This is a genomic window from Virgibacillus aidingensis (assembly GCF_010994035.1).
GTDB lineage: Bacteria > Bacillota > Bacilli > Bacillales > Amphibacillaceae > Virgibacillus_N.
Map to the genome: position 1 here is coordinate 138,368 of NZ_WIXN01000009.1, position 21,109 is coordinate 159,476.

Here is a 21,109-nt window from a genome sequence, read left to right on the forward strand (position 1 = left end):
TCTCCTCCTCAAATTATCCCATTATCCCTGTACATTTACACCTTACTCAATAAATTCAAATTCATAATTCAATAGCCGAATCGTATCCCCGTCTTCAGCACCACGTTCCCTCAGTGCATCATCGACCCCCATTTTCCGCAATTGCCTGGCAAATCTTTGTACAGCTTCATCATGGTTAAAGTCAGTCATTTTAAACAGCTTTTCTATTCTGTCACCGGATAAAACGTATGCACCATCATCATCACGGCTAATTGTGAATGGAGCTTCCTGTTTCTGGTGGCGATATACTACCTTCTCCTCCACCTCTTCTGTGATTGGCGCAGTTTTTGGAATGGTATCCAGTATATCAGCAATGGCAAACAGAATATCTCTCAATCCTTCTTTAGTCAAAGCCGATATTTCATAAACAGGGAATCTTTCATCCAGCTTGTCCTTAAATTTTCTCAAATTCTTTTCCGCATCCGGCATATCCATTTTATTTGCAGCAATAATCTGCGGCCGCTCCAGGAGTTTCGCATCATATTCCTGTAATTCTTCGTTAATTTTAAGAAAATCTTCATACGGTTCCCGGCCCTCTGTTCCAGCCATATCAATGACATGCACAAGTAATCTAGTCCGTTCTACATGGCGAAGAAATTGATGTCCCAGCCCGATTCCTTCATGGGCACCTTCGATTAAACCCGGCAGGTCCGCCATGACAAAGCTGCGCTGATCACTTGTATCCACCACACCCAGATTAGGGGACAATGTCGTAAAATGATAATCGGCAATCTTTGGTTTGGCTGCACTGACGACAGAAAGAAATGTAGATTTGCCGACACTCGGGAAACCTACGAGCCCGACATCGGCAATCAGTTTCAATTCCACTTTGATTTGTCTTTCCACACCGGGTTCCCCATTTTCCGCCATATCCGGCGCTGGATTCCTCGGAGTGGCAAAGCGAGTATTCCCTCTGCCCCCTCTGCCTCCTTTAGCAATAATTGCTTCCTGTCCATGTTCTGTTAAATCAGCAATGGTTTCTTGCGTTTCTTCATCAATAACAGTTGTCCCGGGCGGAACTGAAATAATATAGGGATCTGCGTTTTTTCCATGCTTATTTTTACTCATCCCATTTTCTCCGCGTTTTCCTTTAAAGTGGCGGTTATACCGAAAATCCATTAACGTATTGAGACCTTCATCAACTTTAAATACAATGTCTGCGCCATTTCCGCCATCTCCGCCAGCAGGGCCTCCTTTTGGAACATATTTTTCCCGGCGGTAGGCAACAAGGCCATTTCCTCCATCTCCTGCTTTTACAAAAACACTAACCTGATCTACAAACAATATAATTCACCTCAAGTATTTAAATCAATTTGAAAACTGCATAACATTCCGGAAGGTGTTTGTCTTACTCGTACATGATCATGAGTTAAACTGCTCAATTCCATTCTCTGCCTATTTTCCCCTTTAATCAAAAAACTTATTTCCACGATCGGGGAATTTGGCACATCTTTTATTTCCATGCTTATTTCATATAATCTATTAGTTCCATATGTTTTATTTACGGCAGATAAAATGTTTGTGCATTGGGATTTTAAATCATTATCCAAATGGGACAGTTTTTTTTCCGTTGAAATGTAATATTCGAATTTAATATGATCAAACCTGATATTCATCTGCAGGACCCAAAGTGTAAACACAGGAATATTCAAATGCATTAATTTTCGTTCTTCATTATAATGCACGATCGTCTCTTTTAACTTTTGTTCTGCTTTGTCACTTTTGTTCATACTAATGTAGCCCTGTACAATCTGCAAATGATTCATTAAATCATGACGATAATGCTGCAGGAGTTTTACTACCTCGGCATCTTCCATTATACCGCCTCCTTATGTAACAAGAAGTATAGCAGAAAATCCGGTAAAGGTCATGCCTGAAAATGGATTTATTTGGCTTTATGGAAACAAGCAAATGCTTTAAAAACCTATAAAAAAAGAGAGGCTGTTAATGAGCTGCAGCCTCTCTCTTATATCTTCATGAATCCATTTTTATGCTTCCTGTGCAACAGGATAAACACTTACTTTTTTGCGGTTGCGGCCAAAACGTTCAAATTTCACAACGCCGTCAATTTTGGCAAAAAGTGTATCATCTCCGCCCCGGCCTACATTTTCTCCCGGGTAAATTTTAGTGCCTCGCTGACGATAAAGGATTGCTCCACCTGTTACAAACTGGCCATCCGCACGTTTCGCTCCAAGGCGTTTGGACTCTGAATCACGACCGTTCTTTGTGCTACCCGCACCTTTCTTCTGAGCAAAAAATTGCAAATCCATACGTAGCATATTCATGCACCTCCTTATCCACTGTATACTTTTATAAACTTACTATATTCTTCTTCAATAGATTTTAATGAAATAACCATGCCTTCAAACAAAAGTTGCAATTTTCCCATATGCTCTTCCGAAACAGAATCCGGAATGCGTACATAAAGGTAACCGCCTTCATCCCCTTGCTTTACCTCAAGATCTGTTTCAGTCAGTACGGAAGCAGCATTTACGGTACCAATCGACACTGCCGAGACAGCGGCACATACTAAATCAAATCCATAAGGGCCGCTTTCAGCATGTCCGGTTAATTCAAAGGCTGTTATTTCATTGCCTGAGCGGAATACAGTTGCTTTTATCATAATAAATCCCTTTAAGCCTGGATTTTATCAATAACCAGTTTTGTAAATGGCTGTCTGTGGCCCTGTTTACGCTTATAGTTCTTTTTTGGCTTATATTTGAATACAGTAACTTTCTTTTGACGCCCCTGCTTTTCCACTTTGGCAGTGACAGTTGCACCTTCCACATATGGTGCTCCCACTTTCACATCATCTCCGCCAAGGAAAAGCACTTTGTCGAATGTAACAGTTTCTTCTGCATCTGTATCCAATTTTTCCACAAAAATTTCCTGGCCTTCTTCCACTTTCAATTGTTTACCGCCTGTTTCAATAATTGCGTACATTTCTGCACCTCCTTAATAAACTAAGACTCGCCATACAGGCACCCGTATTCCCGAGTTTAGAACCTGTTCTGTGCGGTTGTAGCAACGGTGCTACGATGAATAACGTATTGATATTATCATATTTAAACCGGGTTTGTCAACGACAGCACCAGCTTTTTCTATTCCGGAATGCTATAGCTGATCAGCAAATCAGCCGGTATTTTCTGCAATTTCTCCCATTGTTTTATTATAATGCTTCAAGTAAAAATAGTTGCGCAAACAATCACTTTCATCCATCATGATTCTTTTATGATCAGGAAATGTAATATATACCGCATGCTTTTTTTGCCGTTTAAAGAGGGAAAACACATCCATCAAGGAACTGTTATGCGGCAAAACAATAGATTTAATTCCATTAACCGAACTTTCCCCTTCATAGCGTTTTATTAAAAACCGCATGAATACAAAATAGCGATGTTTCCATTCCGCCCTGTTTTCCATAAACAAAAAAAGCATAATTAATAAAGCACTTAAAGTAAATGGAAACACTAATAGCTGCAATAGAAGCAGAAAAATACTCATGCACATGGAAAAAAGAATAATAAAATGATAAGCTTTTTTAAAAGAAAACTGACTTGACAAAAATAAAAACAGCAGCTTTCCACCGTCCAGCGGCCAAACCGGCAATAAATTAAAAAGCAGTATAACGGTGTTATAATAAAAAATAAGTTCTATAACCGAGGCTGGCAAAAACTGCATACCGGACATAATTAATATGACAAAATAAATGACCACATGCTGAAAAGGACCTGCTATTATTACAAGAGCCTCTTCCCATATTGGCCGATTCCCGTGCTCTTCCGTTTCCATCACACCGCCAAATACCCACAGCATAATCCTTCTTATCCGCCATTTAAAGAAGGCAGCCGTTACAAAATGACCCAATTCATGAATGAATACAATGGATAGAATGATGCCCAATTCAAAGAAAGTACCTGTAAGAAATGAGATAAGTATAAAGACGATCAGGATGGGATGGATATGAATTTTTTTAATGTTATTCCTGATCATCAACTTGGATCACCTGTACCGGGTCAATATAATCATTATCTTTTTCGATAGCAAAATAGACAGTGTCACTTTCTGACGGTGAAAATTGGCCGACCCGTTGATTGCTTCCCACATACTGGTATAAATGAACATCAATGGAGCTTAAAAAGCCATACGTAGAGTTAGTGCCATCCGGATGCTGAATAATAATGGTTTTATTCGTTTCCTTGTCATTCCCGGCAAAAATTACGATCCCTTCACGAAGTGCAGCCACATCCGTTGTTTCACCAGGTTCAATCATTATTCCCTTTCCATTTGACTGGAATGTTTCCGTAACATTTCCGTTTACCGGCAGTGCAAGCAGATCATCCTGTACGGCAGCGCTTTCGGATCGAGGTGTGAATGCCAAGGGACTCCCGAATGTTTCCTGGTACCACGCATTAACTTTTGCAAACGGAAAATGCTGGGTTAAAGCAATGCTTGACCATCTTTTAGGGGATTCCAGCACTTCTGAATCTGTTTGCCACAGCAAGGCCGCACCAAAAAAAAGCATGATGGAAAGCGTGCCTTTCAGGAAAAAGCCTGAAACGGCTCTATCCTTCTTACTGCTGACCGAGGCATCAGAGAAAACCGGAAGATACCCATGCTTTTCCTCTTCTTGAGGCAGAGGTGACATAATCTGTTTTTTACTTTCTTCCCTAAAAGGATACCCGCGTGTTTTTTTTCTTTGCTCAATTGATTTGCGAACCTTCTTTACTCCTCTTTTCATTTATCCTTCATTCCTTCACATGCTTTTGTTCCATTGTATGTGAAGGGTGTACAAGTTATGATGAAAGAAAATATAGCAATGGAAAAAGATGAAATACGATAACAGTGCTTTTTTTCCAGCGTTTCCCGTTTCGTAGATTATCGCACTTGTCCCATCGCAGTTCTTATAATGGAAATCTCCCTCTTCAGTACAGCAGATAAAAGTGTACGCCTGCACATTGATCAAGCGTCTTCTTTATTTCAGTGAAGGCAATAGAAGTCTGGGCCTGCAGTAAATACAACCCCGCCAAAATCCCCGGGACCACGCTGAAAGGTTCGCCCCAACAAAACTTATTCCGGATACCGGATGCGGGAGACAGTCATGGATGTAGATTTAAAAATTTGTCCACAGCTTAAAGCTATTGATAAGCAATGAAAAAAGCAGAAGAAAATTCTGCTACTTTCTTCTGCTTTTTCATTATTATAGGGTTAATTGGCTACCCTAACAACTGATGTTAACTGCGCATTCCAAAAAGCCTCTTCACGCGCTGCATCATTCCTTTATTATCCTCAAGGGATTGTAAAGGCACACTTTCTCCTAATATTCTCCGAGCAATGTTCCGATAAGCAATGGAGGCTTTTGACTTTGGCTCCATTGCCACTGGCTCCCCGTTATTGGAAGCTTTGATTACATCTTCGTCATCAGCGACAATGCCAATTAAATCGATGGAAAGAATTTGAATAATCTCGTCTATATCCATCATTTCCCCATTTTTCATCATATGATTCCGTATGCGGTTAATAATTAAACGGGGGGATTCCACCTCTTTATTCTCCAGTAATCCTATAATTCTATCAGCATCTCTGACACTGGACTTTTCCGGCGTTGTAACGACAATTGCTTTATCCGCACCTGCTACAGCATTTTGGAATCCTTGCTCAATGCCCGCAGGACAATCTATTATTATATAGTCAAATTCCGGCTTTAAAGCATGGATAATCTTCTTCATTCCCTCTTCTGTCACTGCTGTCTTGTCACTTGTTTGAGCTGCAGGAAGCAGGGAAAGGGATTCAAAACGCTTATCTTTAATCAGTGCCTGATTTAGTCTGCATCTTTCCTGAATAACATCAACTATATCAAATATGATGCGGTTTTCTAACCCCATAATGACATCCAGGTTTCTCAGCCCAATATCTGTATCAATTAAACATACCTTTTTCTCCATAAGCGCCAAAGCAGTACCGATATTGGCCGATGTAGTGGTCTTCCCGACTCCTCCTTTACCGGAAGTAATGACAATCGCTTCACCCATATTGCATTCTCCTTTCGAACCCGCTGATTTCTTCTCTTTTATGTGACAGAACCTGCAGTCGATCAATAACTATTTTATCCTGTTCTTCATCAATGAGACCACATTCCATATACACACCATCAGATTCATAATCCGGAGCACGGCTGATATAATCAGCAACCCTGAGTTGGCTTGGCTTCATATACGATGCGGCAATGAACGCTTTTCGGTCGCCATCTGTGCCTGCATGCGCAATACCGTATAAACTTCCCATTATGTAGACATTTCCTGTAGCGGCTACTTTCCCTCCCGGATTAACGTCTCCAATTAATAACAGATCACCTGTAATTTCCAAAACCTGGCCCGATCGGACAATTTGGTTTATGGCTTTTATTTCACTTTCTTCTTTCCATTGGATTGCATCTTTTTTACGAATCACATCGGTTTCAATTTTATCGACCTTAAACCGGTTTTCCTCCGTAAACAATTCCATTAGCCGCCCTTCCGTTTCTTTTGTTAAATAACGGTTGCCCAGTTTCACTTTCACAGATATAACCGGCTCGTCCTCTTTCGGACGGCTGTTTTTTATTTTATCATGAAGCTCATGCACAGCATGATCAAAGGAACAGGAGTCATCAATAAAAAAAGTAAGACCATCCCTGGTGCCTTTAATTGTAACTAGCTGTTGATTATCAAGCACTTCTTTCTCACCCCAAATCACCATGGCATAATAATATATTTGAAATTATAATGAATCACTTCCTGCTAAAAGCCCTTCACTCCACTTACTGAGCCTTTTTGCAAATAAGGGATAGAGAATGAGTATAAATACAATATTCGAAAGTACAGTTGGCAGCAATCGATATATTGCATAGTCATTCCAAACCATTTGAATCACACCGGCTGCTGAATAAATAACATGAATTGCTACGTCAGCAAGCATTACACTTATTATACCTAATAATAAACTTACGTAAATATTTCCATGGAAAACTTTTCTTAAGCCGAGGACCAGATAGATGACAAGTGCATAGGAAAACATATACACACCAAGGACTCCCGTATAAACGACATCTATCAGCAAACCAAAAATAAGAGCATAAATGATAGAAAAATACGTTGTGTCTTTTTCATAAAACATGGCAGTCAACACTAAAAATATTAAAACCCAGTGAGGGACGATCAATAATTCACTTGTAAGTAAAGCAACCGGCAAAAGCTCCAGTGCCACCCCTTCCAGGATAAGGAAAAAAAAGAGGAAAAGCGGTATATACAAGTGTTTCATCAATCGGTCTCCTCCTCTTCTTCATCTTCCGCATCAGACAATGCCCGGTCCACGACAACTACATGATTAATATCATACATATCAGCTGCAGGTTCAATCAGGGCAGTTCGTGTTAAGCCGTATTGATCAGCTACAACTTCTACTACATTGCCAATAGGCAAACCGGCAGGAAAAACACCGCCCATCCCTGAAGAGACAACCAATTCCCCCTCTTCCAAATCCTGATCCGACTCTTCAATAATCCGGAATAGAAGCGATTCCGATTCCTCATCATAGCCTTCGATCATCCCGAATATATCATCGCTATCTTCACGGGAAATGGTAGCGGATATCCGGTTGAATTGATCAAAGCCTGTCAGCAGCTGGACTGTTGAGGTAAATTGGGACGTGGTTTGCACTTTACCAATCATTCCTTCGGCAGTAATGACTGCCATATTTGTCGCAACGCCGTCCTGCAGCCCTTTATTTATGGTAACTTGTTCCACCCAGCGCTCCGGTGAACGGGAGATTACTGTTGCCTGAATTGGATTGAAGTCTCTGATTGATTCATTATCCATCCATTCCATCAAATTTCTGAGTTCCTCATTTTCCTCACTTAATTCCTGATTTTCATAAATAAGCCCTGTGTATTCTGCCAGCTTTTCTTTTAACAGTTGATTCTCATTATACGTATTTCGAATATCTTCAATATTTGTAAACACATCGGTGACAAAATTCACCGGGGCATGTATAATACGCTGACCCCAGCCGACTGTATCATTGATAAACTGTTCGGCCGTCGTTATATTTTCCCTGCCACTTATGGAATAACCAATTAATACGACCAGAACAATAAATGCAATCAAAAAAATAAAGAGTCTTTTCTTTCGGAATAAATTCATGTAAACACCTGCTTATTTGACTGTAGGACGAGAGGATACATTTGGGATAGAACGGAAATGTTCAATGTATTCCAGTGACTTGCCTGTCCCGACTGCTACACTTTCCAAAGGATCTTCCGTAACAAATACAGGCATTTTTGTTTCATCACTAATGACCTGGTCGATATTCTGCAGTAAAGCTCCGCCCCCGGATAAAACAATGCCGCGGTCCATAATATCTGCGGCCAGTTCCGGCGGTGTTTTTTCCAGCGTATCCTTTACAGCATCAATAATAGATTGTATCGTATCTTCCAGCGATCCGGCTATTTCCTCCGCAGTAATGGCAATTGTCTTTGGCAGGCCGGTTAACAGATCTCGTCCCCTGATTTCCATTTCTTCGTTATTTTTAACTGTACCGGCAGCTCCGATTTCAAACTTGATGGCTTCTGCTGATCTTTCCCCTATCATTAAACTATACGTTTTCCGTATGTGATTTGTTATCGCCTCATCCATATCATCTCCGGCAGTCCTTATGGAAGCACTGGTTACTATTCCGCCTAAAGAAATGACTGCCACCTCTGTCGTGCCGCCGCCAATATCAACAATCATGCTTCCGGTTGGTTCCCAGACGGGCAAACCGGCTCCTATGGCTGCAGCAAAGGGTTCGGCTATTGGAAAGGCATCTTTCGCACCAGCTTGTTTTGTCGCATCAATGACCGCTCTTTCTTCTACCATTGTAATCCCGGATGGGACACAAACCATAATACTCGGTTTTTTAGCTAAAAAAGCGCGTTTTCGCATCGCTTTTTTTATATAATATTTCATCATGGCTGCTGTTGTATCATAATCGGCAATTACCCCATCCTTCATCGGACGAATGACTGAGATATTGCCGGGAGTTCTCCCGATCATATTATAAGCATCCCTTCCAACCGCTTCAATTTCCCCGATTTCCTTATTTCTGGCGACAACGGAAGGCTCGCTTAATACGACTCCTTTACCTTTTAAAAATACAAGCGTATTTGCCGTACCTAAATCAATTCCAATATCCTGTGAAAAATTAAATATACCCAAGAAAAATCTTCCCTTCCATACTGCATTCGATTTCCTGTTTTTAGCTTTACTATATCTGTACATTTTATGTGCAGCAATAGCATCATTATAATATGTAATGCTCTATATCAAAAGCCTTTTTTACATCATCAAGAAGAATAAACGCCACTTTCAACAACTTGAAAAATGGCGTTATCCTTTCATTCTTCTATTCAATTATACGAAAAAAATAGTAAAATAGATAGTATTTATAAGTATCCTTTTTCTTTCAGGGAAACAAACTTCCTGTCACCGATGATCAGGTGGTCCAATACATCGATGCCGATTAGTTTTCCGGATTCCAAAAGTCGTCTTGTTACATGAAAATCCTCCTGGGATGGACTGGGATCCCCGGAAGGATGGTTGTGCACAACTATAATTGAGGCTGCTGATCGCTTTACTGCTTCACGGAAAATTTCTCTTGGGTGAACAATCGAGGCATTGAGACTTCCGATAAAAATCGTCTGCCTCTGTATAATTTGATTTTTGGTATTCAGAAAAAGTACAACAAAATGCTCTTGATTCAGATTTCGCATTTCCTCCATGACATAATCCGCCCCATCTTTTGGGGAACGAATGACGTATTTTTCATTGGGTTTATACTGATTCATCCTTTTCCCAAGCTCTATAGCAGATAGAATTACTACCCCCTTTGCTGTTCCTATCCCTTTAATCGCTGTTAATTCTTCAATGGCTGCATCCTGCATAAGCGTCAGACCTTCAAAATGCATAAGAACGCGATTTGATAAGGACATAACAGATTCATCCTTTGTTCCGCTCCCGAGTAATATAGCCAAGAGCTCCTGGTTGGATAAATGGCCTGCACCGAATTTCAGCAATCGTTCCCTGGGCCGGTCATCCTTTGGCACATCTTTTATCATAATGGTTTGAGCAGTCATTTGCTTTACCTCCTTTCCTAATGTAAATATAGTTTAGAGGCAAAGCATAGATTTAACAAACCGGCAAAAAGTGATTTCTAAACAGAAATAATGTTGGGATATTCATAATCTGTCCCGGAAAAATACAATATTTAAGGTGAAAACAGGTGTAGAAATTGAAAAAAGCAGTATTTTCTATTACCTGCTTTCTTCCCCCAATGCTTCGTATAAATGCCATAATTCCAATAGATTTTTATCGCTTATTTTATTTCCTTTATTTATGCCGCCCAGTTTTTCATATAAAGGAACAAGCTGATTGGAATTATTTGGAAATTTTTCTGTCAATTGCTTCAGCTGTTCCTCAGTCTCTTGAGAGGACGGGGACGTTAACGCCTGATTCCACCATGTTAAAAAGGAATTTAACCATTCTGCTTCACTTTGGCTTAATGATAATTCAAACTGAGGTGTACTCCACTCCTTACTGTATAGCTCCAGTTCCTCTGTTTCCAATTCGCTGGCAACACTTGCCGCTTGTTCAGCCGAACCGGCCACACCGGCAAATACAAAATACTGACCATCCCTCTCCCAGATCATTGCAGGTATATTCGCTTTTTCATAATTTTCAGCCGCGGCTGCTGCATTTTCTTCTTCGGAATAAATCCCTGCCTGCAGCACATGTGCAGTAACAGACTCGAACTCTGCTGTTTGCGTGTTTTGATCCGATGTATTATCCGTACGTTCCTCTGCATCATCCGTAATAGCTGCCGCAGGATTTGGATTGCTTCCCAAATCAGGAGAAGCGTCCATGGTAACAAACATACGAAGCATAATGAAACCGAAAATGGAGCCGATGACTAATGCAGAAATAACAGCAAGTATTACAGGCTTAAGCAGGTTCCTGTTTTGACTGTTTTTCCAAACTCCGGAGTGATTGGAAATTCTCCTGATTGCGGTTAATGGTTTATTGGCACTCTCAAGGGTTGCAGCCTGTTCATCTTTTTTTCTGTTTGCGTGCAGCTTGTTAATATGGAGTTTTGGTCTATATTTTTTCTTTTTGCCGGCCACTTTCTTACACCCCCATGAACAATTGTAAATCAACTCTAGCACAGGAGGTATAAAAAGTAAGACGAACATTGTCAAATAGAAAAAGTTTCGTTCTGCAATTTGCGAAATATTGTTTTAAAATTCCGTTTTAATTGACAATCGGAAAAACTATTTGTCATTGGTAAAGTACTTTCTCACCCTTGAAATAAATTCAAGCGAGCCTGTTACGAAATATACGGAATGATCGTCAGTCAGCTTCCTCATTGCTTCCTGCCAATTCTCTGCCAGGAAAAGGTTTTTCTTTTCTGCTAAATATCTCAAATCTTCCAGGGAAGCAGACCGGGGATGATTGAATACAGTTAATGTAACTGAAGCAAAATGCGGGACTGCATACTCCAGCATTTCTTTCATTTCCTTGTCTTTAAACACGGCAAAGATCAGGTGTCTTTTCCTGTCCTCATAGGCAGTAAGCACTGTTTCGATAAATGCCTCCATGCCTTTTGCATTGTGTGCACCATCCAGGATTACCTCAGGATTTTTTCGAATGATTTCAAATCTGCCGGGCAACCGTGTCTGTGAAAAAGCTTTTGCTGTCAGGCCAATATTAATTTGGTGTCCAAGCTCTTTCAAAAGTGTGACCGCCCTGAATGCAACTGCCGCATTTTTAATTTGATGCTCCCCAAGCATGGAAATTTCCAGCGGCAATTTGCCGTTCCATATAAATTGCTGGCAGCCATTGCCAGCATCCGTTTTATGATAGGTAAAATCCCGCCCGGCCTGATATAGGGGAGCACACAAAAAAGCTGCTTCCTTTTCTATCTCTGTGAATGCATCCCTCGACATTTCCCCAGTGATGACAGGACTATTTCTTTTGATTATTCCTGCTTTATGGTAGGCTATTTCTGATGCGGTCGTACCGAGAAACTGCTTATGGTCAATAGAAACATTTGTAATGATCGATAGAAGGGGATCAAAACAATTTGTTGTATCCAGTCTCCCTCCCATACCAGCTTCAATAAGTGCAATATCTACATTTTTTGAAAAATATATAAAAGCAAGTACTGTAATAATTTCAAATTCAGTAGGAGAGTCGCCATACCGGTCCAATTGCTTAATAGCAGGATAAAGCTGATTGCATAATTCAACCAGGATATCTTCCCTTACAGCGGAATTATTATGGCGGATATATCCGGGTAAACCTTCCGGACTGGGTGAGGTAAATACACCGGTCTGATAGCCATTGGCCAGAAGTGCATCATTCATAAATTGTACCGTGGACCCTTTTCCATTGGTTCCCGCGATATGAACGGCCCGGATGTTTTTTTCGGGATTTCCGGCTTTTTCAAGCAATGCACGCATCCGCTCCAATCCGGGTTTAATTCCCAATGATTTTCTGGCGGACAGAAACACTTCCGCCTGCTGCAGATTTTGAAACATTTAACCAGCCTCCTCCTACTTTAGATTATGACTATTACAGTATAGCAGAAAGGACTTTTGCAATGCATGTACATGGATGGATTATTTATAACGGCAGTCTGCCGGGAAATAAATTTGTCGATTTTGCCGAATGGCTGCAGGAAGCAGCGTTAAACAGAAAAACTTCGGCAGCGATTTATAAAAACAGTGAGCTTTCAATTATGACCGGTCAGACAGACCTCGAGCTTATAAATAAGCAAAATTTTCCGGACTATGTCTTATTTACAGATAAGGATATTTATTTGGCCAGGCAGCTGGAAATGATGGGAATACCGGTTTTTAATTCTTCCAGCGCAATAGAAACCAGTGATGATAAAATTGCCACCTATCTGGCTTTAATAAAAAAGAAGCTTCCTATTCCAAAAACTATTATTCACCCTAAAATTTTTGAAAATGGCTTAACTGACCACTCTATTATTTCCACAGCCATTCAACAACTCGGCTTCCCCATGGTCGTAAAGGAGGCATTTGGCTCGTTTGGCGAACAGGTCTATCTTATTCATAACGAGGAAGAGCTCATCCGTAAAGTAAAGAAATTAAAAGATAAGCCATTTGTTTTTCAGGAGTTTATTTCTTCAAGCTGCGGCAGGGACATCCGGCTGCATGTTGTCGGTTCTAAAGTTGCAGCAGGAATGAAAAGAACCTCTTCCACTGATTTTCGGGCCAATGTTACTTCAGGAGGCAACATGGAAGCATATGAAGCAAGTAATGAGGAAAAAGCACTGGCCATTCAGGCAGCGGAAGCAATTGGCGCCGATTTTGCCGGGGTGGATTTATTATTTGGACCGGATGAATCCCCTATCATCTGTGAAGTGAATTCCAATGCACATATTCGGAACATGTACGACTGCACTAATATTAATGTTGCTGATCATATTATAGATTATATTCTGCACAAAATCGGGTAGCCGGCAGTTCCGGTTCCATGAAGAGGTGATGAACATATGTATTCAGGGTGGCTCATTTATGAAAAAAAAGATGCAGTAAATAATCAATCATTTATTGAATGGTTTATAGAGGAAGCACATCTGCAAAATATGGCGCTTACATTAATTTTGCGGGAAGAAATAATGATTGGTATCAAACAAAACAGTCCGGTCATTTTTATAAACAGAAAAGAAGCGGGACTGCCGGATGCTGCCATTGTCAGAACGATGGATCCTTTTTTGAGCAGTCATTTGGAAGCTTGCGGGGTTTCTGTTTTTAATTCTTCCCATGTTTCCCGGATTTGCAATAATAAGGCACTCACCCATCAATATATATCGGAGCTTTCCATCCCTATGGTGGATATGGTTTTTTCCAATCGTGAGCAAATACAGGAAAAGCAGCCGTTTGATTACCCGTTCATCATAAAGGAAATGTCCGGCAAAGGCGGCACGGGAGTGTACTATATTGAAAACAGAAAAGATTTGCAGGCATGTATGGTAAAAATATCCCATCCGGAAATTATAATTCAAAGATGCAATGTGCAGCTTGGCAAAGACGTTCGGGTTTTTGTTGTCGGAAAGGAAATTGTCGGCGCGGTTTTAAGGGGAAACAAACATGATTTCAGGGCCAATTTTAAACTTGGAGGCAATGCTTCCCTTTACCATCTGAATGACCGGGAACGGGACATGGTGAAACAAATCATGAATATTTTTGATTTCGGTCTGGCTGGGATAGACTTCTTAATTGGCTATAACGGGGAGCTCATCTTTAATGAAATTGAGGATGTGGTTGGTTCAAGAACGCTTTCGGCTGTCAGTAATATTAATATATTGAATAAATACATGCATTATATTACGGCAAATTTAAAAAGTCGGGATTTCAAAAACTGAAATCCCGCTTTTTTTCTATCCTTTTAATTCTATTATACGTGCTTTTACTTTTTCTTGTTTATTCAAATAATCCTTTTCCTTTTTTCGTTCTTCCTCCACTACTTTTTCCGGTGCTTTATTGACAAATCCTTCATTAGACAGCTTTTTCTGAACCCGATTCACTTCTTTTGTCCATTTGTCCAATTCTTTTTCAAGCCGGTTTAATTCCTTGTCAACATCAATCAATCCCTCCAGCGGCAAAAATAATTCTGCGCCAGTGACTACTTGTGACATGGATTTCTCGGGGACATCAATATTGCTGGAAATAATCAATTCACTCGGATTACAGAAACGAACCAGGTATTCACGATGGCGTTCCAACTCCGAAACAATCGTTTCATTTTCAGCCTTTATAAACAATTTTACTTCCTTGGACATCGGTGTATCCACTTCTGACCGAATATTGCGGACAGATTTAATAATGGATACGAGCCGCTTCATTTCTCCGGAAGCTTTTTCATCATGAAATTCCTTTCTAGGTTTCGGCCACTGACTGACAGTAATGGAAGATCCTTTATGCGGCAGCTGCTGCCAGATTTCTTCTGTAATAAATGGCATGAATGGATGTAAAAGACGCATTGTCTGATCGAATACATAAGCTAAGACAGAGCGGGTTGTCTGTTTTTTCTCTTCATCTTCCCCGTACAGTGGAAGCTTTGCCATTTCGATATACCAATCACATAGTTCATCCCAAATAAAATTATACAGATGGCGGCCAGCTTCTCCGAATTCATATTTGTTTGTGTTTTTTGTTACATGCTCAATCGTTTCATTCAATCGAGTTAGGATCCATTTATCGGCAAGTGACAAGTCACCGGTCAGATCAATGTCCTCATACGTAAAGTTTTCCATATTCATTAATGAAAAACGGGCAGCATTCCAAACTTTATTGGCAAAGTTCCAGGTGGACTCCACTTTCTCCCAATGGAATCGCAAGTCCTGTCCCGGGGTGGAACCCGTCAGAAGAAAGTATCTTAGTGAATCTGCACCATACTTTTCGATCACATCCATCGGGTCTACTCCGTTGCCCAGCGATTTGCTCATTTTTCGGCCTTCTGCATCCCGGATTAATCCGTGGATGAGTACATCTTTAAAAGGTCTTTCTTCGGTAAACTGCTTTGATTGAAAAATCATCCTGGCTACCCAGAAGAAAATGATGTCATAACCGGTTACAAGTACATCTGTCGGGAAGTACCGTTTAAAATCCGCTGACTCTTTATCAGGCCAGCCCATCGTGGAAAACGGCCATAGCGCCGAAGAAAACCACGTATCAAGCACATCTTCATCCTGTTCCCAGTTTTCAATATCCTGCGGGGCTTTTTTTCCAACATAAATTTCCTTTGTTTCTTTATGGTACCATGCAGGAATCCGGTGACCCCACCAAAGCTGTCTGGAAATACACCAGTCACGAATATTTTCCATCCAGTTTAAATAGGTTCGTTCAAACCTTGACGGTACGAAGTTTACCTTATCTTCCCGCTTCTGCAGTTGAATGGCAGCATCAGCAAGGGGCTGCATATTTACGAACCATTGGGTGGATAGATATGGTTCAACTACGGCGCCGCTTCTCTCAGAATGGCCAACCTGGTGTGTATGATCTTCTATTTTAAACAATACTCCCTGGTCCTGAAGATCCCTAACTATCTGTTTTCGGCACTCGAACCGGTCAAGTCCTTCATATTTACCCGCATTCTCATTCATGGATCCATCCTCATGCATTACAAGAACGCGCTCAAGCTGGTGACGGTTTCCGATTTCAAAATCATTCGGGTCATGGGCCGGAGTTATTTTAACGGCGCCTGAACCAAATTCCATATCAACATAATCATCAGCAACAATGTCAATTTCACGTCCAACGATCGGAAGAATTACTTTTTTTCCGATTAGATGCTTATAACGGTCGTCTTCGGGATGAACGGCAACCCCTGTATCTCCGAGCATCGTTTCAGGTCTTGTTGTGGCTATTTCTATCATTTCATCACTGTCTTTAATCGGATAGTGCATATGATAAAATTTACCCTGCACTTCTTCATAAATTACTTCTATATCGGATAATGCTGTTTTCGTTTTCGGATCCCAGTTGATAATATACTCTCCCCGATAAATAAGACCCTGTTCGTAGAGTTTGACGAATACTTCCCGAACCGCATCGGACAGCCCCTCATCCAAGGTAAATCGTTCCCGGGAATAGTCGAGTCCAAGACCCAGTTTTTCCCATTGAGACCGAATAAAATCGGCATATTCTTCTTTCCATTCCCAGGCCGTTTCAAGAAATTTGTCCCTGCCCAGTTCATATCTGTTTGTTCCCTGCTCCTTCAGTTTTGCCTCGACCTTCGCCTGTGTGGCAATGCCAGCATGGTCCATGCCCGGCAGCCACAGCACGTCATATCCCTGCATCCGCTTCATTCGGGAAATTGTATCCTGCATCGTCGTATCCCATGCATGACCCAAGTGAAGCCTCCCGGTTACATTCGGAGGTGGTATAACGATCGTAAATGGCTCTTTTTCCTTATCCCCGGTAGCTTCAAAATATTTGCCTTTCAGCCAAAATTGATAACGGCCTTTTTCCACTTCCGCGGGCCTGTATTTTGGTGATAGTGATGTTTTTTCTTCCTTTTCCATAAAAATTTCCTCCTTTTCAATCGTGATTTAGTAATCCTGTATTTTAAAATTAAAAAAAACCCTTCTCATCCTCATAAAAGGACGAAAAGGGCATTTTCCGCGGTACCACCTTTGTTTACAGATCCGCAAATTCAAATCTGTACACTTCCTTGTTCTAACGGTAATTTTACCGGCATTCTTCTACTGATACAGTAGTATGTTTACTGTAAGTTTCAAAGAAGCTGCATCAAGGGCGACATTCCAGTCATACCATCCGGGAAATTCTCAGCATGCTTTCCCTCTCTGTAGGCGTTATTCCTGTACTCTTCCCTGTCATAACATTTCTTTTATCCATTATTATTACATATTTTATCGATAACTTCTTAAAGCGTCAAGCCTTTATTAAAGTTGTTGCACAAAGTACTGCTTCTCATACATAGTATATTATAAAGTTTTTTACAAAGTGAAATAAGCGAAACGAGGTGAAGACATGGCTCGATACTATCGCTACCGGCTTCCGCCATGGGCGTTAAAATGTATTCTTATAGCAGAGAAAGTCACATTGCCGATTCTCCTATTCCAATTGGTGCGTACATTATTTTTTCCGACAACATTGGATGTCTTTCTGCTCGGTATATTTGTATTTATTTATATTGCGTTTTCTTTAGGCTGGATTTAGCTTTCCAAATCATCTAACTCAAGTAATTCATATTCTTTCTCCACATAATTGGACCATTTTAACCCGAATCGTAATTGCCGATAAGTTTGCTGCAGCATTTTGGTCTGATTTACCATCGATTCAGCGGATCTGCGTTCTGTATAATTTTGCAGCTTTTTGATATAAGGAACAGGGTCGAGCAAGTAAATAGCCAACAAATTAAGTTCTATTTTTGTCAGTTCATTTTCATTCATGTAAACTTTAAATAAATCAATCATATCTTCTGATGGAGCATCAAAATGTTTCATTTCATTTCTAAAAAATGCCGCCAGGTCCATCGCTGCATTATCATAACGGACTTTTTCCCAATTTATTATATGCAGCTGGCGTGTTTTAAGCATATGATTAAATTGTAAATCAGCGTGACATAGATTCAAGGTCCATGGTACTGTTTCCTCTCCGATATCCATGAATTGCTGAATGCGCCTATTTATTTCTTTCAGCGAATAATCAATATCCCGGTAATGGGTGCAAACGGAGAGTTCAAATGGAGACATATACCTGTTTTTCTCAAATCTCTCCACAAAACCGAGCAGGGATTCCTGTACATGATGACAGTAAGAAGCATATTCCTGAAAACCGGGGAGAAAGTCTGTTGTTGCAATGGTTTGTACTTGCCTTGTTTTTGCGTGTATATTTCCAAGAACACGATAGAACTGTTCTATCGTCGATTTATCCTTTTGTACACCCGCTCCTTCCAGCCACGGAGTCAGGTAGTAAACATGTTGGTTATGAATCGCATATAATTCCCCGTCTTTTGTCAAATAAACCGGTAAAATTGTTAAAAGATTTTGGTTGTATGCCTGTTCATATGTGTGTCTCCATAACTGTATTTCCCGTTCATTGTTCAGACCGCTCCTTTTCAAGGCATAGTCTCTGTTGCCATCGCTGACTTTATATACATTATCGGTAATTTTCTCAATATGAAGCGGATAAATATGATAGGCAGCAAGTACTTTTTGAGCAACTTCCATGTTCATTCAGCCCCTAAATAATAGTATACCCGTGTCTTTCTAAACCTAAGTTATCCTGCTGAAAGGATAGTTTTTTCCCCCGCCATCAAGTATGAAAATGATACACCTCTCCAAGAAAATTATAAGAATTTCCTGCCTGCATAGTAAAAACATTGCCCCACTGTTTTTAAGCAAGGGGCAATGTTCTGCAATTATTGGTAGTGCGTAGGACAATGACTTATACTCAGCCCCGAGCAGGGCAGCGGCCTCCATTTATGAGTTTACTGCCATTTCTGCGGGATCAGTATTATATATTTTGCTGCCTTCCGCGTATGATGGCAGATAGCTATTAAGGAATATATAATAATTGGCCGGTTCTAATTTCAAATTCCTCGTCAAGGCCGTTCTGCTTGATCAGCTGCAATGCAGTTATTTCATATCGTTCTGCAATGGATTCAATGGTATCCTTATCCTGCACGATGCAAACTCTTAATTTTGCATAGGCTTCCTCTTCCTTTCCGCGAAACATTGCGGATAAATAATTTACATCTTCCTGCAATGGCTCTTCTCTGTCTTCACTGCTAATTTCAAAAGAGGTTGATGAAGATTCACTTTCATAGCTTTCAATCCATTCATCTGTTGAATTACTGTTTTCTGAGCTGGAGGAGGAGCTGCTCTCTGATTCCCCAGAAGGCATTTGTGCAAAGAATTCTTTTAATGTTTTAGTTTCTTTATATTTCCATCTGTCTTTTTCTGAAGGTTCTTCCACAGATTCCTGATCATCCTGCCTATCATTTTGTCTTTCCTCCAAAACGGGCAAATGATCGGTATGAGAGGATTCCTGCTCAGGAGAAGGTTCAGCCTGCTCCTTCCATTCAAATTGAAAACTATCCTCTTCAGGTGATTCAAAATCAACCGTTTCCTCTTCCGTGTCTTCTTCCACAATCTCTGCATCCCGTTCTTTTACCGTCTCATGAATCCCATGAATTTCAATTGTGGAATACAGCTTCAAATGGTTATCTTCCGGCAATTCATAATCAAAGGATTCAATATAAACTGTCACATCATTTAAATCTGTAATTCTATATGTCGGTACGGAAATTTCCACGGGAAAACGATGTAAGAAAGTCGCATCTCCATCCTCAGTATCAAGAACTCGCTCTACATAATGTTTTGACTCGAAATTATCAAGGTCAAAGACATTTTCTTCATCCTCTTCTTCATATTCTTTCTTTTCATATTCACCTTGCAGTTCAATGACCCCTCTGATGGAAATGTAATCATTATACGGTTCTATTGTTATATCCGGGTCAAGTGAAATTCCCTTCATTTCAGATACTTCCTGTCCCTTTTCAAAATAAATGGATTCATTCAGTTCAAAACGGAATTTCTGATTTCCTTGTGACAAAGTACTTCCTCCCTTCCAAAAATACTCCAAATATTCCTGTTCTAAGTTAACTATATGAACCGGCAAGTGATAATATGCAATTTGCTTTACGGTTAATTTAAGGGGAAAGGTAAAATGTTTTCGTATCTTAAGGGTTTCTCAGCTTCAATTAACGGAGGGAATTTCTTTCTTATCAGAATCCTGTGGCGGATTCTCGGAAAATTCGTCACTGAAAAATGTGATACCAGATCGAGTAGGAGGAGGTGACTAACCTCCGACCTCTCACACCACCAGTACGTACGGTTCCGTATACGGCGGTTTCATTTAAGTCCAACGCTTTGTTTGATATCTAAGATGTAGACTCTTAAGCCCTTGCGCAGTCCAGTATTGGTTACCGAGGGCTCTTTGTAGGATTGGGCTTTTGGCTATTCGCCAGTAAGCCTTCCTGGTATTTGCCCATTCCCACGCCTTTTCTTTCTGAATTCCAAGTTTCATGAGATTCTTATGTTTGGTTTTCACTTTCTTCCATTCTTTCCACCGTATCCTCCGAAGCCTTCTTCGTATCCAGCCATCCAATTTCCCAAATACAGAAGGTGTTTCAGCTAACTGATAATATCCCAGCCAGCCTACCAGGTATTGATTTAATTTCTCAATCCTGTCACTCATGTTCATGGATTTCTTTCTGGAAGTTAGTTGTCGAATACGCTGTTTGAAGCGTTTGATACTTTCTGGAGAGATCCGTATTTTCAGTTCTCCTTTGTGGAATATGAAAGAGAAACCAAGGAATTTGCGTTTCCATGGGCGATCTACAGCACTTTTCTCTTCATTGACTTTCAGTTTAAGTTTCTTCTCTATAAACTCTGTGATACTATGCTTCACACGTTGACCAGCTCTTTTCGAACGAACATA

Annotated in this window: 22 protein-coding genes and 2 other annotated features; of the genes, 3 read left to right on the forward strand and 19 right to left on the reverse strand. The window is 40.5% G+C overall.

Translation table 11 applies throughout. The annotated features are described in order from the left end of the window. Positions 1-42 precede the first annotated feature (42 nt). The 15 genes from obgE to GHD25_RS09995 form a co-directional block, all read right to left on the reverse strand. Entirely contained in the window at positions 43-1,323 is a 1,281-nt protein-coding gene (gene obgE / locus GHD25_RS09925; protein ID WP_164216355.1) for a GTPase ObgE, read from the reverse strand. Positions 1,324-1,334: 11 nt separating this feature from the next. Continuing rightward, entirely contained in the window at positions 1,335-1,856 is a 522-nt protein-coding gene (locus GHD25_RS09930) for a Spo0B domain-containing protein (RefSeq protein WP_240452293.1), read from the reverse strand. A 171-nt stretch (positions 1,857-2,027) separates the two neighbouring features. Further along, complete coding sequence (gene rpmA, locus GHD25_RS09935) at positions 2,028-2,318, reverse strand: 50S ribosomal protein L27 (RefSeq protein WP_164216357.1); 291 nt, start codon at positions 2,316-2,318, stop codon at positions 2,028-2,030. A gap of 14 nt (positions 2,319-2,332) precedes the next feature. Then, the gene (locus GHD25_RS09940) at positions 2,333-2,662 is read right to left on the reverse strand and encodes a ribosomal-processing cysteine protease Prp (protein ID WP_164216359.1); all 330 of its coding nucleotides are present in this window, start codon (positions 2,660-2,662) and stop codon (positions 2,333-2,335) included. An 11-nt stretch (positions 2,663-2,673) separates the two neighbouring features. Beyond that, positions 2,674-2,982 (reverse strand): 50S ribosomal protein L21, encoded by a 309-nt coding sequence (gene rplU / locus GHD25_RS09945; protein ID WP_164216361.1) that lies wholly within the window; start codon positions 2,980-2,982, stop codon positions 2,674-2,676. A gap of 13 nt (positions 2,983-2,995) precedes the next feature. Continuing rightward, positions 2,996-3,070 (reverse strand) — a sequence feature (ribosomal protein L21 leader region). Between the two features lie 101 nt (positions 3,071-3,171). Then, positions 3,172-4,032, reverse strand: coding sequence for a M50 family metallopeptidase (locus GHD25_RS09950; protein ID WP_164216363.1), 861 nt, complete (start codon positions 4,030-4,032; stop codon positions 3,172-3,174). Continuing rightward, on the reverse strand, positions 4,019-4,780 hold the full coding sequence (locus GHD25_RS09955; RefSeq protein WP_164216365.1) for a M23 family metallopeptidase: 762 nt from the start codon (positions 4,778-4,780) through the stop codon (positions 4,019-4,021). The genes GHD25_RS09950 and GHD25_RS09955 overlap by 14 nt, the downstream gene beginning before the upstream one ends. 493 nt (positions 4,781-5,273) lie before the next feature. Next, positions 5,274-6,071 (reverse strand): septum site-determining protein MinD, encoded by a 798-nt coding sequence (gene minD, locus GHD25_RS09960; protein ID WP_164216367.1) that lies wholly within the window; start codon positions 6,069-6,071, stop codon positions 5,274-5,276. After that, entirely contained in the window at positions 6,064-6,750 is a 687-nt protein-coding gene (gene minC, locus GHD25_RS09965) for a septum site-determining protein MinC (RefSeq protein ID WP_164216418.1), read from the reverse strand. The genes minD and minC overlap by 8 nt, the downstream gene beginning before the upstream one ends. Before the next feature lie 45 nt (positions 6,751-6,795). Then, the gene (mreD, locus tag GHD25_RS09970; protein WP_205601348.1) at positions 6,796-7,335 is read right to left on the reverse strand and encodes a rod shape-determining protein MreD; all 540 of its coding nucleotides are present in this window, start codon (positions 7,333-7,335) and stop codon (positions 6,796-6,798) included. Then, complete coding sequence (mreC, locus tag GHD25_RS09975) at positions 7,335-8,216, reverse strand: rod shape-determining protein MreC (RefSeq protein WP_164216371.1); 882 nt, start codon at positions 8,214-8,216, stop codon at positions 7,335-7,337. The genes mreD and mreC overlap by 1 nt, the downstream gene beginning before the upstream one ends. A gap of 12 nt (positions 8,217-8,228) precedes the next feature. Beyond that, positions 8,229-9,269: a rod shape-determining protein gene (locus tag GHD25_RS09980; RefSeq protein WP_276207818.1), complete on the reverse strand. Its 1,041-nt coding sequence runs from the start codon at positions 9,267-9,269 to the stop codon at positions 8,229-8,231. Positions 9,270-9,496: 227 nt separating this feature from the next. Further along, positions 9,497-10,186: a RadC family protein gene (gene radC, locus GHD25_RS09985; protein WP_164216375.1), complete on the reverse strand. Its 690-nt coding sequence runs from the start codon at positions 10,184-10,186 to the stop codon at positions 9,497-9,499. Positions 10,187-10,363: 177 nt separating this feature from the next. Further along, positions 10,364-11,230, reverse strand: a complete 867-nt coding sequence (locus tag GHD25_RS09990; protein WP_164216377.1) for a hypothetical protein — start codon at positions 11,228-11,230, stop codon at positions 10,364-10,366. Positions 11,231-11,377: 147 nt separating this feature from the next. Then, a complete protein-coding gene (locus GHD25_RS09995) occupies positions 11,378-12,646 on the reverse strand; it encodes a bifunctional folylpolyglutamate synthase/dihydrofolate synthase (RefSeq protein ID WP_164216379.1) in 1,269 nt (422 codons plus the stop codon). Between the two features lie 62 nt (positions 12,647-12,708). Here GHD25_RS09995 and GHD25_RS10000 point away from each other — a divergent pair, with 62 nt between their 5' ends. Together GHD25_RS10000 and GHD25_RS10005 are read left to right on the forward strand one after the other, a co-directional pair. Then, positions 12,709-13,593: an ATP-grasp domain-containing protein gene (locus tag GHD25_RS10000; protein WP_164216381.1), complete on the forward strand. Its 885-nt coding sequence runs from the start codon at positions 12,709-12,711 to the stop codon at positions 13,591-13,593. A gap of 36 nt (positions 13,594-13,629) precedes the next feature. Further along, complete coding sequence (locus GHD25_RS10005) at positions 13,630-14,502, forward strand: ATP-grasp domain-containing protein (RefSeq protein ID WP_164216383.1); 873 nt, start codon at positions 13,630-13,632, stop codon at positions 14,500-14,502. A gap of 15 nt (positions 14,503-14,517) precedes the next feature. Here GHD25_RS10005 and GHD25_RS10010 read toward each other — a convergent pair whose 3' ends face one another. Further along, the gene (locus GHD25_RS10010; RefSeq protein WP_164216385.1) at positions 14,518-17,163 is read right to left on the reverse strand and encodes a valine--tRNA ligase; all 2,646 of its coding nucleotides are present in this window, start codon (positions 17,161-17,163) and stop codon (positions 14,518-14,520) included. A 74-nt stretch (positions 17,164-17,237) separates the two neighbouring features. After that, positions 17,238-17,488: a binding site (T-box leader), on the reverse strand. 144 nt (positions 17,489-17,632) lie between these two features. Between GHD25_RS10010 and GHD25_RS10015 the strand changes: the two genes are divergently transcribed. Further along, positions 17,633-17,821: a hypothetical protein gene (locus GHD25_RS10015; RefSeq protein ID WP_164216387.1), complete on the forward strand. Its 189-nt coding sequence runs from the start codon at positions 17,633-17,635 to the stop codon at positions 17,819-17,821. Here the strand turns inward: GHD25_RS10015 and GHD25_RS10020 are convergent. The 3 genes from GHD25_RS10020 to GHD25_RS10030 all read right to left on the reverse strand — a co-directional run. Next, entirely contained in the window at positions 17,818-18,834 is a 1,017-nt protein-coding gene (locus GHD25_RS10020) for a phosphotransferase (RefSeq protein WP_164216388.1), read from the reverse strand. The genes GHD25_RS10015 and GHD25_RS10020 overlap by 4 nt on opposite strands. Positions 18,835-19,162: 328 nt before the next feature. Further along, the gene (spoVID, locus tag GHD25_RS10025) at positions 19,163-20,221 is read right to left on the reverse strand and encodes a stage VI sporulation protein D (protein WP_164216391.1); all 1,059 of its coding nucleotides are present in this window, start codon (positions 20,219-20,221) and stop codon (positions 19,163-19,165) included. A gap of 303 nt (positions 20,222-20,524) precedes the next feature. Beyond that, a partial coding sequence (locus tag GHD25_RS10030; RefSeq protein WP_276207819.1) for a group II intron maturase-specific domain-containing protein occupies positions 20,525-21,109 on the reverse strand: 585 nt, incomplete at its 5' end.

Bases quoted from the DNA above. Each gene is read 5' to 3' on its own strand.
- GHD25_RS09930 (WP_240452293.1), bottom strand. From the start codon at position 1,856: ATGGAAGATGCCGAGGTAGTAAAACTCCTGCAGCATTATCGTCATGAT.
- GHD25_RS10005 (WP_164216383.1), top strand. From the start codon at position 13,630: ATGTATTCAGGGTGGCTCATTTATGAAAAAAAAGATGCAGTAAATAAT.
- GHD25_RS10020 (WP_164216388.1), bottom strand. From the start codon at position 18,834: ATGGAAGTTGCTCAAAAAGTACTTGCTGCCTATCATATTTATCCGCTT.
- GHD25_RS10000 (WP_164216381.1), top strand. From the start codon at position 12,709: ATGCATGTACATGGATGGATTATTTATAACGGCAGTCTGCCGGGAAAT.
- mreD (WP_205601348.1), bottom strand. From the start codon at position 7,335: ATGAAACACTTGTATATACCGCTTTTCCTCTTTTTTTTCCTTATCCTG.
- rpmA (WP_164216357.1), bottom strand. From the start codon at position 2,318: ATGCTACGTATGGATTTGCAATTTTTTGCTCAGAAGAAAGGTGCGGGT.
- GHD25_RS10015 (WP_164216387.1), top strand. From the start codon at position 17,633: ATGGCTCGATACTATCGCTACCGGCTTCCGCCATGGGCGTTAAAATGT.
- GHD25_RS09955 (WP_164216365.1), bottom strand. From the start codon at position 4,780: ATGAAAAGAGGAGTAAAGAAGGTTCGCAAATCAATTGAGCAAAGAAAA.
- radC (WP_164216375.1), bottom strand. From the start codon at position 10,186: ATGACTGCTCAAACCATTATGATAAAAGATGTGCCAAAGGATGACCGG.
- GHD25_RS09950 (WP_164216363.1), bottom strand. From the start codon at position 4,032: ATGATCAGGAATAACATTAAAAAAATTCATATCCATCCCATCCTGATC.
- GHD25_RS09995 (WP_164216379.1), bottom strand. From the start codon at position 12,646: ATGTTTCAAAATCTGCAGCAGGCGGAAGTGTTTCTGTCCGCCAGAAAA.
- mreC (WP_164216371.1), bottom strand. From the start codon at position 8,216: ATGAATTTATTCCGAAAGAAAAGACTCTTTATTTTTTTGATTGCATTT.
- GHD25_RS10010 (WP_164216385.1), bottom strand. From the start codon at position 17,163: ATGGAAAAGGAAGAAAAAACATCACTATCACCAAAATACAGGCCCGCG.
- rplU (WP_164216361.1), bottom strand. From the start codon at position 2,982: ATGTACGCAATTATTGAAACAGGCGGTAAACAATTGAAAGTGGAAGAA.
- minD (WP_164216367.1), bottom strand. From the start codon at position 6,071: ATGGGTGAAGCGATTGTCATTACTTCCGGTAAAGGAGGAGTCGGGAAG.
- GHD25_RS09940 (WP_164216359.1), bottom strand. From the start codon at position 2,662: ATGATAAAAGCAACTGTATTCCGCTCAGGCAATGAAATAACAGCCTTT.